The organism is Gelidibacter salicanalis (genome assembly GCF_007997285.1).
Classification (GTDB): domain Bacteria; phylum Bacteroidota; class Bacteroidia; order Flavobacteriales; family Flavobacteriaceae; genus Gelidibacter; species Gelidibacter salicanalis.
The window spans coordinates 171,113-183,468 of sequence record NZ_VORX01000005.1; the positions used below are offsets into that span (position 1 = coordinate 171,113).

Consider the following 12,356-nt stretch of genomic DNA (forward strand, 5'->3'; position numbering starts at 1 on the left):
ATTTTAAGAAAATGAGTCAAAAAATCAGAATAAAACTAAAATCTTACGATCACATGTTGGTGGACAAGTCTGCTGATAAGATTGTTAAAACGGTAAAAAGTACGGGTGCAGTTGTAACTGGTCCAATTCCTTTGCCAACAAATAAGAAAATCTTTACGGTTTTACGTTCTCCACACGTTAACAAGAAAGCTAGAGAGCAGTTCCAATTAAGTTCTTACAAAAGACTTTTGGACATCTATAGTTCTTCATCAAAAACAATTGATGCTCTAATGAAATTGGAGTTGCCAAGTGGTGTAGAAGTAGAAATCAAGGTATAGATCAAAAGATATGTGGTAGAGACGCATAATCATGCGTCTCCACAAATGGCATTGATGCAAAATTTTGCGTCTCCACAAATGGCATTGATGCAAAATTTTGCGTCTCCACAAATCGCATAGACGCAAAATTTTACGTCTGTACAAACAATCAGAAACACATAATTATGTGTCTCAACATGTCCCGAGCTGCGTGCGAGGGAAAAACGGTAAAAATACATTCAGGGCTGAAGTATTTTCGGCCCTGAATATTTTAAAAAATATAGGTAACTCACGGATTATCTATCTAAAAAACAAAGCGGACAACGTCGTGAAGTGTCCATAACAAACAAATTAATATTTATGTCTGGGTTAATTGGAAAAAAAATCGGTATGACCAGTATCTACGACGAGAACGGAAAAAATATTCCGTGTACCGTTATTGAAGCAGGTCCATGTATCGTTACCCAAGTCAGAACCGAAGAGGTTGACGGGTATAGTGCTCTTCAACTTGGTTTCGATGACAAGACAGAGAAAAGCGCCACTAAAGCTGAAGCAGGTCATGCTAAGAAAGCCGGTACTTCTGTTAAAAGAAAAGTCGTTGAATTCCAAGGGTTTGGAGAAGATTACAAATTGGGTGATGCTATTACAGTAGAACATTTCATTGAAGGTGAATTTGTTGATATTGCTGGTACATCTAAAGGAAAAGGATTCCAAGGGGTTGTAAAACGTCATGGTTTTGGTGGAGTTGGTCAAGCTACGCATGGTCAGCATAACCGTTTAAGAGCTCCTGGTTCTATTGGTGCGGCTTCATATCCTGCAAGAGTATTTAAAGGAATGAAGATGGCCGGAAGAATGGGTGGCGAAAGAGTTAATGTTGAAAATTTAAGAATTTACAAAATAGTTCCTGAAAAGAACTTATTGGTGGTAAAAGGATGTGTTCCTGGTCATAAAAATTCTTATGTAATTATTCAGAAATAATGAAAGTAGCAGTTGTAGATATAAACGGAAAAAGCACAGGTAGAGAGGTTGAACTTTCTGCAGATGTGTTTGCTATTGAGCCTAATAATCATGCAGTATACTTAGACGTTAAGCAATATCTTGCTAACCAACGTCAAGGAACGCATAAGGCTAAAGAAAGAGCAGAAATCTCTGGAAGTACACGTAAGATCAAGAAACAAAAAGGTACCGGTACAGCACGTGCAGGTTCTATCAAGTCTGGTGTATTTAAAGGTGGTGGACGTATGTTTGGTCCTAGACCAAGAAACTATAGCTTCAAATTGAACAAAGGTCTTAAGCGTTTAGCGCGTAAATCAGCCTTATCAATGAAAGCTAATGACGATGCGATTGTGGTTTTAGAAGATATCACTTTTGATTCTCCAAAGACCAAAAACTTCACTAACCTATTGAAAGCGTTGGGTGTTGAGAATAAAAAATCTTTGTTTGTGTTGGGTGCCTCAAATAATAATGTATATTTGTCGTCACGTAATTTAAAAGGCTCTGATGTTGTAATGAACTCAGAATTAAGCACTTACAAAATTTTAAATGCAAATAAACTAGTTCTTCTAGAGAGTGCTTTAGAAGGAATTGAAACGAATTTAAGTAAATAAGGAAACATGAGCATCTTAATTAAACCTATAATCACTGAAAAAGCGACAGCTAATAGCGAGTTAAATAACTGCTATAGCTTCCAAGTGAATACGAAGGCGAACAAGGTTGAAATAAAAAAAGCGGTGGAAGCTGCTTATGGCGTTTCCGTTGAAAAAGTTCGCACTATAAATGTCCGTCCAGATAGAAGAACCCGTCACACAAAGACAGGTATTCAGAATGGTAAAACAAATGCTGTTAAAAAAGCAATTGTACAACTGGCGGAAGGTGAATCAATTGATTTATACACTAACATGTAATTAAAGACAAATGTCAGTAAGAAAATTAAAACCGATCACAGCAGGTCAGCGATTTAGAGTAGTTAATGGATTTGACGCCATTACTACTGATAAGCCGGAAAAGAGTTTACTCGTTCCGAACAAAAGATCTGGTGGTAGAAACAGTCAAGGAAAAATGACCATGCGCTATATTGGTGGTGGTCATAAAAGAAAGTATCGTGTAATCGATTTCAAACGTAACAAAACTGGAATTCCAGCTGAAGTTGCAACAATCGAGTACGATCCAAACAGAACAGCATTTATCGCTTTATTGAACTATCAAGATGGTGAAAAACGCTACATGATTGCTCAAAATGGTTTACAAGTTGGGCAAACAGTAGTTTCAGGTGCTGAAGGGATTGCTCCAGAAATTGGAAATGCAATGCTTTTAAAACACGTTCCATTAGGAACTATTATTTCTTGTATTGAGTTGCGTCCTGGACAAGGAGCAATTATGGCAAGAAGTGCTGGTTCATTCGCACAGTTAATGGCGAGAGATGGAAAATTTGCATCTATTAAATTACCTTCTGGTGAAACACGTTTGGTACTTGTAGAGTGTATGGCAACAATTGGAGCGGTATCTAACTCTGATCATCAATTGACCGTATCTGGTAAAGCAGGTAGATCAAGATGGTTAGGTAGACGTCCACGTACAAGACCAGTAGTTATGAACCCTGTCGATCACCCAATGGGTGGTGGTGAAGGTAAGTCTTCAGGTGGTCATCCACGTTCTAGAAATGGTATACCTGCTAAAGGTTATAGAACCCGTTCTAAAACAAAAGCGAGTAATAAATATATTGTAGAACGTAGAAAGAAATAATTGAGATAATATGGCACGTTCATTAAAAAAAGGACCTTACATCCATTATAAATTGAGTAAAAAAGTTGAAGACAATGTAGCTTCAAACAAAAAGACGGTTATCAAAACGTGGTCAAGAGCCTCTATGATTTCACCTGATTTTGTTGGACAAACAATTGCTGTTCACAATGGTCGTCAATTTGTACCAGTTTTTGTAACTGAGAACATGGTAGGTCACAAATTAGGAGAATTTTCACCAACACGATCTTTTAGAGGTCACGCTGGTGCTAAAAATAAAGGTAAAAAATAAGTAGAGCTATGGGAAGTCGTAAAAAACAAATGGCAGACGCTATTAAGGAAGAAAAAAAGCACATCGCTTTTGCTAAGCTTAATAACTGTCCTACATCACCGAGAAAAATGCGCTTAGTTGCGGATTTGGTAAGAGGACAAAAAGCTGAAATGGCTCTAAATATCTTAAGATTTAGCCCAAAAGAAGCATCTCGTCGTTTAGAGAAGTTGGTGCTTTCAGCAATTGCCAATTGGCAAGCAAAAAATGAAGATGCAAGCATTGAAGATGCTGACTTGTTCGTTAAAGAGATCAGAGTAGACGGTGGCGCAATGTTGAAGAGACTACGCCCTGCACCTCAAGGTCGTGCACACAGAATTAGAAAACGTTCTAACCACGTTACCGTGGTTATTGGAGCAAACAATAACACACAAGCTTAAATAGAGATATGGGACAAAAGACAAATCCAATCGGAAATCGTTTAGGAATTATCAGAGGATGGGAATCTAACTGGTACGGTGGCAATGATTATGGAGATAAACTTGCTGAAGACGATAAGATTAGAAAATATGTTCACGCTCGTTTATCTAAAGCAAGTGTGTCAAGAGTAATTATTGAGCGTACGCTTAAACTTGTAACCGTTACTATCACAACTGCAAGACCTGGTATCATTATCGGTAAAGGTGGTCAAGAGGTAGACAAGTTAAAAGAAGAGCTTAAGAAAATTACAGATAAGGAAGTTCAATTGAACATCTTCGAGATTAAGAGACCAGAATTGGATGCATTTTTAGTTGCATCTAGCGTTGCTCGTCAAATCGAGAATCGTATTTCTTACAGACGTGCCATCAAAATGGCAATTGCTGCAACAATGCGTATGAATGCTGAAGGGATCAAGATTCAAATTAGTGGTCGTTTAAACGGAGCTGAAATGGCACGTTCTGAACACTACAAAGAAGGAAGAATTCCATTATCAACGTTTAGAGCCGATATTGACTATGCTTTAGTTGAGGCACATACTACTTATGGTAGACTGGGTGTTAAAGTGTGGATTATGAAAGGTGAAGTTTATGGTAAAAGAGATCTTTCCCCGCTTGTTGGTTTATCCAAAAAGCAAGGTGGCAAAGGAGGGTCTGAAGCACCAAGACGTGGTGGGAACGCTAATAAGTCCCGTCGTAGAAAGTAATTTTTAAAGTTAAAGAAAAATGTTACAACCTAGAAAGACAAAATTCCGTAAGCAGCAAAAAGGCCGCATGAAAGGAAATGCTGGTAGAGGTACAGAACTTTCCAACGGAATGTTTGGTATTAAATCAGTACACGAAACGGGAATGTTTTTAACATCTCGTCAAATAGAGGCAGCTCGTATTGCAGCTACACGTTTTATGAAAAGAGAAGGGCAACTTTGGATCAAAATATTTCCGGACAAGCCTATTACCAAAAAGCCTCTTGAAGTACGTATGGGTAAAGGTAAAGGTGCTGTAGAATATTGGGTAGCTGTAGTGAAACCAGGTAGAATTATGTTTGAAGTAGGTGGCGTGCCATTAGACGTTGCTAAAGAAGCATTACGTTTGGCAGCACAAAAATTACCTGTAAAAACAAAATTCTTAATCGCTAGAGATTACGAAGCTTAATACATAAGATATTATGAAGCAATCAGAAATTAAACAGCTTTCTACAGCTGAATTACAAGATAAGTTAGGTGAAACTAAAAAGAGTTATGCTGACCTGAATATGGCACATGCTATCTCGCCTTTAGAAAATCCGATTCAATTACGCAACGTGAGACGTTCTGTAGCAAGAATTGCAACCGAATTAACTAAAAGAGAAGTACAATAATTTGTATTCCGCTGAAAGATGGAAAAAAGAAATTTAAGAAAAGAACGTATAGGGATTGTTACCAGTAACAAAATGATGAAATCAATTGTGGTTTCTGAAGTTAAGAAAGTAAAACACCCTATGTATGGTAAATTCGTGTTGAAAACGAAAAAATACGTTGCACACGATGAGACAAATGACTGTAACATTGGAGATACAGTAAAGATCATGGAAACACGACCTTTAAGTAAATCTAAAAGTTGGAGATTAGTAGAAATAATTGAAAGAGCGAAGTAATTATGTTACAACAAGAATCAAGATTAAAAGTAGCTGATAACACTGGAGCGAAGGAAGTTTTGACTATCCGCGTTTTAGGTGGTACTAAAAGAAGATATGCTTCTGTAGGCGACAAGATAGTTGTTTCTGTAAAAGATGCAACACCTAATGGTAACATCAAGAAAGGTGCTGTTTCTACAGCCGTTGTTGTACGTACCAAAAAGGAGGTAAGACGTCCTGACGGATCTTATATCAGATTTGATGACAATGCTTGTGTACTTTTAAATCCGCAAGGAGAAATGAGAGGCACACGTGTTTTTGGACCTGTTGCAAGAGAACTTCGTGACAAGCAATTCATGAAAATTGTATCATTAGCACCTGAAGTGCTTTAATGACTAATAAGATGACAAAGTTTAAAATAAAATCGGGAGATACAGTACAAGTAATAGCTGGAGACCATAAAGGTACAGAAGGTAAAGTTGTAAAGATCTTAAAAGATAAGAACAAAGCGATCGTTGAAGGCGTGAACATGGTTAAGAAACATACTAAACCAAGTGCACAAAGCCCACAAGGTGGCATTGTAGAGAAAGAAGCGCCTATTCATATTTCCAATTTATCACTTTTAAGTGGTAAAGGTGAAACCACCCGTGTTGGTTATAGAATGGAAGGCGATAAAAAAGTGAGATTTTCTAAAAAATCAAATGAAGTAATTTAGTTATGGCTTATATTCCAAGATTAAAACAAGAGTACAAGGACAAAGTAGTTTCTGCTCTTACAGAAGAATTCGGATATAAAAACGTAATGCAAGTTCCTAAACTTCAAAAGATAGTAATATCTAAAGGAGTTGGTGCTGCAGTTGCCGATAAAAAATTAGTAGACCACGCTGTGGATGAATTGACCAAAATTTCTGGTCAAAAAGCTGTAGCAACATTGTCTAAGAAAGATATCGCAACGTTCAAATTACGTAAAGGTATGCCAATTGGTGCAAGAGTAACATTACGCGGTGAGCAAATGTATGAGTTCTTAGACCGTTTGGTAACTTCAGCGTTACCTCGTGTAAGAGACTTTAACGGTATTAAAGCTACTGGCTTTGACGGAAGAGGAAACTACAACTTAGGTATTGTTGAGCAAATTATCTTTCCAGAAATAGATATTGATAAAGTTAACAATATTTCAGGAATGGATATTACCTTTGTCACGACGGCTCCTACAGATAAAGAAGCAAAATCGCTATTAACAGAATTGGGTTTACCTTTTCAAAAGAACTAAGATATGGCTAAAGAATCAATGAAAGCCCGTGAGGTGAAGAGACAAAAAATGGTAGATAAGTATGCTGACAAACGCAAAGCTTTAAAAGAAGCTGGCGATTACGAAGCACTACAAAAATTACCAAGAAATGCTTCACCAGTACGTTTGCACAACCGTTGTAAATTGACCGGAAGACCAAGAGGATACGTGCGTATCTTTGGAATCTCTCGTGTAATGTTGCGCGAAATGGCAAACCAAGGTTTGATCCCAGGAGTTAGAAAAGCATCCTGGTAGAAACGCAATACCTTGTGTTTCTGATATAACGCGATTGATCGCGTTGTAAAGATGCGACATTTCGCATCTATGTAGATGTTTAAGATTTTATGTTTGCATCTCAATTAAAAGTATGAACTGGATGTAGGTTTGGGGAGAACCAAAAACCACGTCCGCAATTTAATATAAATGAATACAGATCCAATCGCAGATTATCTAACACGCGTTAGAAATGCAGTAATGGCCAACCATAGAGTTGTCGAGATTCCTGCATCAAATCTGAAAAAAGAAATCACTAAAATATTATTCGACCAAGGATATATTTTAAGTTACAAGTTTGATGACTCTTCAGTACAAGGCACTATCAAGATAGCGCTTAAATACAACAAAGAGACTAAAGAGCCTGTCATCAGAAAAATTCAAAGATTAAGTAAACCAGGTTTACGTAAATATGCAAGCTCTAGCGAGATGCCAAGAATCCTTAACGGACTTGGAATTGCAATCGTATCAACTTCTCACGGAGTAATGACAGGAAAGCAAGCGCATAAAGAGAATGTTGGTGGTGAATTATTGTGCTACGTTTACTAAAAAAGGAGAGATATGTCAAGAATAGGAAATAATCCAGTAGCAATCCCTGAAGGGGTTACAATAGACGTCAAAGACAACGTAATTACTGTAAAAGGTAAATTGGGTGAGTTGAGTCAGAAATTCGAAAGTGTTGAAATTACTGTAAAAGATGGTGAAGTGTCAGTGGCACGTCCATCAGATAGTAAAGAAGCAAGAACTAACCATGGTCTTTACAGATCATTGGTAAAGAATATGGTTGAAGGAGTATCTCAAGGCTGGACCAAGCAATTAGAATTGGTTGGTGTTGGTTATAGAGCTTCAAACCAAGGACAAAAATTAGATTTAGCCTTAGGGTTTTCTCATAATATTGTATTAGAAGTTGCTCCAGAAGTTACAGTGGAGACTATTTCTGAAAAAGGAAAGAATCCAATCGTAAAATTAACTTCACATGACAAACAATTGGTTGGTCAAGTGGCAGCTAAGATTCGCGGCTATAGAAAACCTGAACCTTACAAAGGAAAAGGTATCAAGTTTGTTGGAGAAGTATTAAGAAGAAAAGCAGGTAAATCAGCATAATCGTATAGTTATGGCATTGACAAAAAATCAAAGTAGATTAAGAATTAAAAGCAGGATACGTAAGGTTGTTTCTGGAACAGAAGCAAGACCTCGTTTAGCTGTATTTAGAAGCAATAAAGAAATTTATGCTCAAATAATTGATGATGTAACTGGTAATACTATTAGTGCTGCATCTTCAAGAGATAAAGACATTAGTTCTGCTAAAGGGACCAAATTAGAAATAGCTGCCTTAGTTGGTAAAGCTGTTGGCGAAAGAGCTTTGAAAGCAGGTGTTGAGACTATTGCTTTTGATAGAGGTGGTTATCAATATCACGGAAGAGTAAAATCATTAGCAGATGGTGCTAGAGAAGCAGGACTAAAATTTTAAGACATTATGTATCAAAAATATAAAAACGCAGAATTAGTAAAACCTAGTGGATTAGACCTTAAAGATCATCTTATAGGTGTACAAAGAGTTACTAAAGTTACTAAAGGTGGTAGAGCATTCGGTTTTTCTGCTATTGTAGTAGTTGGAGATGAAGCAGGTGTTGTAGGACATGGTTTAGGGAAATCTAAAGATGTGGCTACTGCAATTGCAAAAGGCATTGAAGACGCTAAGAAAAATTTGGTAAGAATTCCTATCCAAAATAAAACATTACCTCACGAACAAAAAGGGAAGTATGGTGGTGCAAGAGTAAATATCATTCCAGCATCTGAAGGTACTGGTGTTATTGCTGGTGGAGCTGTAAGAACGGTTTTAGAGGCTGTTGGTGTACATGATGTACTATCAAAATCTCAAGGATCTTCTAATCCTCATAACGTAGTTAAAGCAACTTTTGATGCTTTATTGCAGTTGAGAAATGCAGGTTCTATCGCTAAAGAAAGAGGTATTTCACTTTCAAAAGTATTTAACGGATAAATAAGTATGGAGTACGACGTATTAAGTACAAAGTAACAAGTGATTTTTAATGCACTTTGAGCTAGATTCTTAATACCTAATACTAACTACTTAATACTATAAAAACAATGGCAAAAATTAAAGTAAAAAAAGTAAAAAGTGCTATCAACCGCACGCTAACCCAAAAGAGAATTTTAGAGTCTTTAGGGTTGCACAAAATGAACCAGGTTGTTGAGCATGATGACACGCCAAGTATCCTTGGAATGATTAATAAAGTTCAACATTTAGTTTCTGTAGAGGGAACAAAATAATACAGCAGAATAATGGATTTAAGTAATTTAAAACCGGCTGAAGGGTCAGTTAAAAATCAAGGCAAGAGAATAGGTAGAGGACAAGGTTCTGGTAAAGGTGGTACGGCAACTCGTGGTCACAAAGGAGCAAAGTCTCGTTCTGGTTACTCTAAAAAATTAGGATTTGAAGGTGGGCAAATGCCTCTTCAAAGACGTGTGCCTAAGTTTGGATTTACAAATATCAACCGCGTAGAGTATCAAGGTGTAAATCTTGATAAATTACAAGCATTGGTAGATGATCAAATCATTAAAGACACTGTAGATTTCGTAACGTTATTAGAACTAGGTCTTGTTGACAAGAATGATCTTGTTAAGATCTTAGGTCGTGGCGAATTGAAATCGAAATTAAAAGTTACTGCTCATAAATTTACCGCTTCAGCAAAAGCTGCTATTGAAGCTGCCGGAGGAGAAGCTGTAACTTTATAAGACCTTTTAGAGAATGAAATTTATAGAGACTTTAAAAAATGTTTGGAAAATAACAGAACTAAAAGATAGAATCATGCTTACGCTTGGTCTACTTTTAGTTTACCGTTTTGGTGCGCAGGTAGTTTTACCTGGTATTGATGCAAGTCAGTTAGGTGCTTTGGCCAGTAACACGGATCAGGGTATTTTAGGACTTCTTAATGCCTTTACAGGTGGAGCTTTTGCAAATGCTTCGGTATTTGCTCTGGGTATTATGCCTTACATTTCGGCTTCAATTGTCGTTCAATTAATGGGTATCGCTATTCCTTATCTTCAGAAATTACAGAAGGACGGGGAGAGCGGACGTAAAAAGATCAATCAAATTACACGTTGGTTAACCATCGCTATCTGTTTGGTGCAAGCACCAGGTTATTTGGCAAGTTTACCAGCTTTAGGTATTCCTTCATCAGCATTCTTATTGGGTACAGGAACAATGTTCTACGTGTCTTCAGTAATTATCTTGGTAACTGGTACTGTATTTGCAATGTGGTTAGGTGAGAAAATCACTGATAAAGGTATCGGTAACGGTATTTCTTTATTAATTATGGTTGGTATCATCGCAAACATGCCAGCGTCTTTCCTATTAAACTACGCTTCTAGATTAGAAGGTGGTGGTAACGGTGGATTGATGATGGTACTTATTGAATTGGTCATCTGGTTCGTCATCATTCTTCTATCAATTATGTTGGTCATGGGTGTTCGCAAGATTGCTGTCCAATACGCGCGTCGTACTGCTTCTGGTGGTTATGAAAAGAATGTATTTGGATCAAGACAGTTCTTACCTTTAAAATTGAATGCTTCTGGTGTAATGCCAATCATCTTTGCTCAGGCAATTATGTTTGTGCCTACATTAATAGGTAAAGGTTTAGGTGAGGGTGCTGTTGGCGTGTGGCTACAAACAAATTTCTCTGACATTTTTGGTCTTTGGTATAATGTTGTGTTTGCATTGTTGATTATCGTGTTTACATATTTCTACACGGCAATTACGGTTCCTACCAACAAAATGGCTGACGATTTAAAACGTAGTGGTGGCTTCATTCCAGGTATTAGACCAGGAACTGAAACCTCAGAATACTTAGACAAAATTATGTCTCAAATAACCTTACCGGGGTCTATCTTCTTAGCTATGATTGCTGTTTTTCCAGCGGTTGTTGTAAAATTGATGGGTGTTCAGCAAGGTTGGGCATTGTTCTTTGGAGGGACTTCGTTATTAATTATGGTTGGTGTTGCGATTGATACAATGCAACAAATCAATTCATATTTATTGAACAAGCACTACGATGGCTTAATGAAAACCGGGAAAAATAGAAAAGCAGTAGCTTAATATTATTATGGCAAAACAAGCATCAATAGAACAAGACGGATCCATAATTGAAGCATTATCCAATGCTATGTTCCGTGTTGAATTAGAAAATGGACATATAGTCACCGCGCATATTTCTGGTAAAATGCGTATGCACTACATTAAATTGTTACCAGGAGACAAGGTCAAATTAGAAATGAGCCCTTATGACTTGTCTAAGGCTCGAATAACTTATAGATATTAATAAATAGAACAGATGAAAGTAAGAGCATCAGTTAAAAAAAGAAGTGCTGACTGTAAGTTGGTACGTCGCAAAGGAAGACTTTACGTCATTAACAAAAAGAATCCTAGATTCAAACAAAGACAAGGTTAATTATGGCAAGAATCGCAGGTGTAGATATACCAAAACAGAAAAGAGGAGTGATCTCTTTAACTTACATCTATGGAATAGGTGCAAGCAGAGCAAAAGAAATTTTAGCACAAGCTAAAGTTGACGAAAACACAAAAGTTCAGGACTGGACAGATGACGAAATTAGTAATATTCGTGAAGCTGTAGGTGCCTTAACTATTGAAGGTGAGTTGCGTTCTGAAATTCAATTAAACATCAAACGTTTAATGGATATCGGATGTTACAGAGGTATTCGTCATAGAGCTGGACTTCCATTAAGAGGTCAACGTACTAAAAACAACTCTAGAACGAGAAAAGGTAGAAGAAAAACTGTTGCTAACAAGAAAAAAGCAACCAAATAAAAAATAGTCTTTAGTCTATTAGACGTTGGAAAGAATCTGTTTGAAATTTAACGGTTTAGGATTCTAGCGACTATATACTAATACTAAAAACTAAATACATATGGCAAAGTCAAGTACAAAAGTTAAAAAACGTAAGGTTATTGTTGAAGCTAACGGAGAGGCACACATTGCAGCTTCATTCAACAACATCATTATCTCTTTGACAAATAAAAAAGGTGATGTCGTTTCTTGGTCATCAGCAGGTAAGATGGGCTTTAGAGGTTCTAAAAAGAACACTCCTTATGCTGCCCAAATGGCCGCTGAAGACTGTGCTGCAGTAGCAAGAGAAGCTGGACTGAAAAAAGTAAAAGTTTATGTTAAAGGACCAGGTAACGGTAGAGAATCTGCTATCCGTTCTATCCACAATGCAGGTATTGAAGTAACAGAAATTATTGATGTTACGCCATTACCACATAATGGATGTCGCCCTCCAAAACGTAGACGTGTATAATTTATAACGTAAGTAGAACTAATATCAACTGTTTTAAATGGTTGATATTAGTTTTTTTATATGTAAATT

Annotated in this window: 26 protein-coding genes; all 26 read left to right on the plus strand. The window is 37.0% G+C overall.

The features are described from left to right. Window positions 1-11 precede the first annotated feature (11 nt). The 26 genes from rpsJ to rpsK all read left to right on the plus strand — a co-directional run bounded on the left by rpsJ (window position 12) and on the right by rpsK (window position 12,287). Window positions 12-317 carry a 30S ribosomal protein S10 gene (gene rpsJ / locus ES711_RS11745; RefSeq protein WP_066436369.1) on the plus strand — a complete coding sequence of 102 codons (306 nt, stop codon included), beginning with the start codon at window positions 12-14 and terminating at the stop codon, window positions 315-317. A gap of 339 nt (window positions 318-656) precedes the next feature. Continuing rightward, complete coding sequence (gene rplC, locus ES711_RS11750) at window positions 657-1,274, plus strand: 50S ribosomal protein L3 (RefSeq protein WP_146893503.1); 618 nt, start codon at window positions 657-659, stop codon at window positions 1,272-1,274. Continuing rightward, complete coding sequence (gene rplD, locus ES711_RS11755; RefSeq protein WP_146893504.1) at window positions 1,274-1,903, plus strand: 50S ribosomal protein L4; 630 nt, start codon at window positions 1,274-1,276, stop codon at window positions 1,901-1,903. The genes rplC and rplD overlap by 1 nt, the downstream gene beginning before the upstream one ends. A 6-nt stretch (window positions 1,904-1,909) precedes the next feature. Next, complete coding sequence (gene rplW / locus ES711_RS11760) at window positions 1,910-2,200, plus strand: 50S ribosomal protein L23 (RefSeq protein WP_146893505.1); 291 nt, start codon at window positions 1,910-1,912, stop codon at window positions 2,198-2,200. A gap of 10 nt (window positions 2,201-2,210) precedes the next feature. Further along, a complete protein-coding gene (gene rplB, locus ES711_RS11765; protein WP_146893506.1) occupies window positions 2,211-3,038 on the plus strand; it encodes a 50S ribosomal protein L2 in 828 nt (275 codons plus the stop codon). 10 nt (window positions 3,039-3,048) lie between these two features. Continuing rightward, on the plus strand, window positions 3,049-3,327 hold the full coding sequence (gene rpsS, locus ES711_RS11770) for a 30S ribosomal protein S19 (protein ID WP_133758905.1): 279 nt from the start codon (window positions 3,049-3,051) through the stop codon (window positions 3,325-3,327). A gap of 8 nt (window positions 3,328-3,335) precedes the next feature. Further along, window positions 3,336-3,743: a 50S ribosomal protein L22 gene (gene rplV, locus ES711_RS11775; RefSeq protein WP_027126036.1), complete on the plus strand. Its 408-nt coding sequence runs from the start codon at window positions 3,336-3,338 to the stop codon at window positions 3,741-3,743. An 8-nt stretch (window positions 3,744-3,751) separates the two neighbouring features. After that, entirely contained in the window at window positions 3,752-4,486 is a 735-nt protein-coding gene (gene rpsC / locus ES711_RS11780) for a 30S ribosomal protein S3 (RefSeq protein WP_146893507.1), read from the plus strand. Window positions 4,487-4,505: 19 nt separating this feature from the next. After that, the gene (gene rplP, locus ES711_RS11785; protein ID WP_146893508.1) at window positions 4,506-4,931 is read left to right on the plus strand and encodes a 50S ribosomal protein L16; all 426 of its coding nucleotides are present in this window, start codon (window positions 4,506-4,508) and stop codon (window positions 4,929-4,931) included. Window positions 4,932-4,944: 13 nt separating this feature from the next. Beyond that, a complete protein-coding gene (gene rpmC, locus ES711_RS11790; RefSeq protein WP_027126039.1) occupies window positions 4,945-5,136 on the plus strand; it encodes a 50S ribosomal protein L29 in 192 nt (63 codons plus the stop codon). Window positions 5,137-5,154: 18 nt separating this feature from the next. Then, on the plus strand, window positions 5,155-5,412 hold the full coding sequence (rpsQ, locus tag ES711_RS11795) for a 30S ribosomal protein S17 (RefSeq protein ID WP_133758902.1): 258 nt from the start codon (window positions 5,155-5,157) through the stop codon (window positions 5,410-5,412). A 2-nt stretch (window positions 5,413-5,414) separates the two neighbouring features. Then, the gene (gene rplN, locus ES711_RS11800) at window positions 5,415-5,783 is read left to right on the plus strand and encodes a 50S ribosomal protein L14 (protein WP_027126041.1); all 369 of its coding nucleotides are present in this window, start codon (window positions 5,415-5,417) and stop codon (window positions 5,781-5,783) included. A gap of 11 nt (window positions 5,784-5,794) precedes the next feature. Next, a complete protein-coding gene (rplX, locus tag ES711_RS11805) occupies window positions 5,795-6,106 on the plus strand; it encodes a 50S ribosomal protein L24 (RefSeq protein WP_133758900.1) in 312 nt (103 codons plus the stop codon). A gap of 2 nt (window positions 6,107-6,108) precedes the next feature. Continuing rightward, entirely contained in the window at window positions 6,109-6,660 is a 552-nt protein-coding gene (gene rplE / locus ES711_RS11810) for a 50S ribosomal protein L5 (RefSeq protein WP_146893509.1), read from the plus strand. A 3-nt stretch (window positions 6,661-6,663) separates the two neighbouring features. Continuing rightward, a complete protein-coding gene (rpsN, locus tag ES711_RS11815; RefSeq protein ID WP_027126044.1) occupies window positions 6,664-6,933 on the plus strand; it encodes a 30S ribosomal protein S14 in 270 nt (89 codons plus the stop codon). 168 nt (window positions 6,934-7,101) lie between these two features. Next, window positions 7,102-7,500, plus strand: a complete 399-nt coding sequence (gene rpsH, locus ES711_RS11820; protein WP_133758898.1) for a 30S ribosomal protein S8 — start codon at window positions 7,102-7,104, stop codon at window positions 7,498-7,500. Window positions 7,501-7,512: 12 nt separating this feature from the next. Next, window positions 7,513-8,055: a 50S ribosomal protein L6 gene (gene rplF / locus ES711_RS11825; RefSeq protein ID WP_146893510.1), complete on the plus strand. Its 543-nt coding sequence runs from the start codon at window positions 7,513-7,515 to the stop codon at window positions 8,053-8,055. 10 nt (window positions 8,056-8,065) lie between these two features. Beyond that, a complete protein-coding gene (gene rplR, locus ES711_RS11830) occupies window positions 8,066-8,422 on the plus strand; it encodes a 50S ribosomal protein L18 (protein ID WP_146893511.1) in 357 nt (118 codons plus the stop codon). Window positions 8,423-8,428: 6 nt separating this feature from the next. Further along, window positions 8,429-8,953, plus strand: coding sequence for a 30S ribosomal protein S5 (rpsE, locus tag ES711_RS11835; protein ID WP_146893512.1), 525 nt, complete (start codon window positions 8,429-8,431; stop codon window positions 8,951-8,953). A 107-nt stretch (window positions 8,954-9,060) separates the two neighbouring features. After that, entirely contained in the window at window positions 9,061-9,243 is a 183-nt protein-coding gene (gene rpmD / locus ES711_RS11840) for a 50S ribosomal protein L30 (RefSeq protein WP_146893513.1), read from the plus strand. Between the two features lie 12 nt (window positions 9,244-9,255). Beyond that, complete coding sequence (gene rplO, locus ES711_RS11845) at window positions 9,256-9,708, plus strand: 50S ribosomal protein L15 (RefSeq protein ID WP_146893514.1); 453 nt, start codon at window positions 9,256-9,258, stop codon at window positions 9,706-9,708. 13 nt (window positions 9,709-9,721) lie between these two features. Then, complete coding sequence (gene secY / locus ES711_RS11850) at window positions 9,722-11,068, plus strand: preprotein translocase subunit SecY (RefSeq protein WP_146893515.1); 1,347 nt, start codon at window positions 9,722-9,724, stop codon at window positions 11,066-11,068. 7 nt (window positions 11,069-11,075) lie between these two features. After that, on the plus strand, window positions 11,076-11,291 hold the full coding sequence (gene infA, locus ES711_RS11855; RefSeq protein WP_146893516.1) for a translation initiation factor IF-1: 216 nt from the start codon (window positions 11,076-11,078) through the stop codon (window positions 11,289-11,291). A gap of 12 nt (window positions 11,292-11,303) precedes the next feature. Continuing rightward, window positions 11,304-11,420: a type B 50S ribosomal protein L36 gene (gene ykgO, locus ES711_RS11860; RefSeq protein WP_008269159.1), complete on the plus strand. Its 117-nt coding sequence runs from the start codon at window positions 11,304-11,306 to the stop codon at window positions 11,418-11,420. A gap of 2 nt (window positions 11,421-11,422) precedes the next feature. Then, window positions 11,423-11,797, plus strand: coding sequence for a 30S ribosomal protein S13 (gene rpsM, locus ES711_RS11865; protein WP_146893517.1), 375 nt, complete (start codon window positions 11,423-11,425; stop codon window positions 11,795-11,797). Window positions 11,798-11,897: 100 nt separating this feature from the next. Further along, complete coding sequence (rpsK, locus tag ES711_RS11870) at window positions 11,898-12,287, plus strand: 30S ribosomal protein S11 (RefSeq protein ID WP_146893518.1); 390 nt, start codon at window positions 11,898-11,900, stop codon at window positions 12,285-12,287. Window positions 12,288-12,356: the final 69 nt, after the last annotated feature.

Excerpts from the sequence above, each read along its gene's own strand:
- rpsJ (WP_066436369.1), top strand. The coding sequence starts at position 12 with ATGAGTCAAAAAATCAGAATAAAACTAAAATCTTACGATCACATGTTG.
- rplC (WP_146893503.1), top strand. The coding sequence starts at position 657 with ATGTCTGGGTTAATTGGAAAAAAAATCGGTATGACCAGTATCTACGAC.
- rplD (WP_146893504.1), top strand. The coding sequence starts at position 1,274 with ATGAAAGTAGCAGTTGTAGATATAAACGGAAAAAGCACAGGTAGAGAG.
- rplW (WP_146893505.1), top strand. The coding sequence starts at position 1,910 with ATGAGCATCTTAATTAAACCTATAATCACTGAAAAAGCGACAGCTAAT.
- rplB (WP_146893506.1), top strand. The coding sequence starts at position 2,211 with ATGTCAGTAAGAAAATTAAAACCGATCACAGCAGGTCAGCGATTTAGA.
- rpsS (WP_133758905.1), top strand. The coding sequence starts at position 3,049 with ATGGCACGTTCATTAAAAAAAGGACCTTACATCCATTATAAATTGAGT.
- rplV (WP_027126036.1), top strand. The coding sequence starts at position 3,336 with ATGGGAAGTCGTAAAAAACAAATGGCAGACGCTATTAAGGAAGAAAAA.
- rpsC (WP_146893507.1), top strand. The coding sequence starts at position 3,752 with ATGGGACAAAAGACAAATCCAATCGGAAATCGTTTAGGAATTATCAGA.
- rplP (WP_146893508.1), top strand. The coding sequence starts at position 4,506 with ATGTTACAACCTAGAAAGACAAAATTCCGTAAGCAGCAAAAAGGCCGC.
- rpmC (WP_027126039.1), top strand. The coding sequence starts at position 4,945 with ATGAAGCAATCAGAAATTAAACAGCTTTCTACAGCTGAATTACAAGAT.
- rpsQ (WP_133758902.1), top strand. The coding sequence starts at position 5,155 with ATGGAAAAAAGAAATTTAAGAAAAGAACGTATAGGGATTGTTACCAGT.
- rplN (WP_027126041.1), top strand. The coding sequence starts at position 5,415 with ATGTTACAACAAGAATCAAGATTAAAAGTAGCTGATAACACTGGAGCG.
- rplX (WP_133758900.1), top strand. The coding sequence starts at position 5,795 with ATGACAAAGTTTAAAATAAAATCGGGAGATACAGTACAAGTAATAGCT.
- rplE (WP_146893509.1), top strand. The coding sequence starts at position 6,109 with ATGGCTTATATTCCAAGATTAAAACAAGAGTACAAGGACAAAGTAGTT.
- rpsN (WP_027126044.1), top strand. The coding sequence starts at position 6,664 with ATGGCTAAAGAATCAATGAAAGCCCGTGAGGTGAAGAGACAAAAAATG.
- rpsH (WP_133758898.1), top strand. The coding sequence starts at position 7,102 with ATGAATACAGATCCAATCGCAGATTATCTAACACGCGTTAGAAATGCA.
- rplF (WP_146893510.1), top strand. The coding sequence starts at position 7,513 with ATGTCAAGAATAGGAAATAATCCAGTAGCAATCCCTGAAGGGGTTACA.
- rplR (WP_146893511.1), top strand. The coding sequence starts at position 8,066 with ATGGCATTGACAAAAAATCAAAGTAGATTAAGAATTAAAAGCAGGATA.
- rpsE (WP_146893512.1), top strand. The coding sequence starts at position 8,429 with ATGTATCAAAAATATAAAAACGCAGAATTAGTAAAACCTAGTGGATTA.
- rpmD (WP_146893513.1), top strand. The coding sequence starts at position 9,061 with ATGGCAAAAATTAAAGTAAAAAAAGTAAAAAGTGCTATCAACCGCACG.
- rplO (WP_146893514.1), top strand. The coding sequence starts at position 9,256 with ATGGATTTAAGTAATTTAAAACCGGCTGAAGGGTCAGTTAAAAATCAA.
- secY (WP_146893515.1), top strand. The coding sequence starts at position 9,722 with ATGAAATTTATAGAGACTTTAAAAAATGTTTGGAAAATAACAGAACTA.
- infA (WP_146893516.1), top strand. The coding sequence starts at position 11,076 with ATGGCAAAACAAGCATCAATAGAACAAGACGGATCCATAATTGAAGCA.
- ykgO (WP_008269159.1), top strand. The coding sequence starts at position 11,304 with ATGAAAGTAAGAGCATCAGTTAAAAAAAGAAGTGCTGACTGTAAGTTG.
- rpsM (WP_146893517.1), top strand. The coding sequence starts at position 11,423 with ATGGCAAGAATCGCAGGTGTAGATATACCAAAACAGAAAAGAGGAGTG.
- rpsK (WP_146893518.1), top strand. The coding sequence starts at position 11,898 with ATGGCAAAGTCAAGTACAAAAGTTAAAAAACGTAAGGTTATTGTTGAA.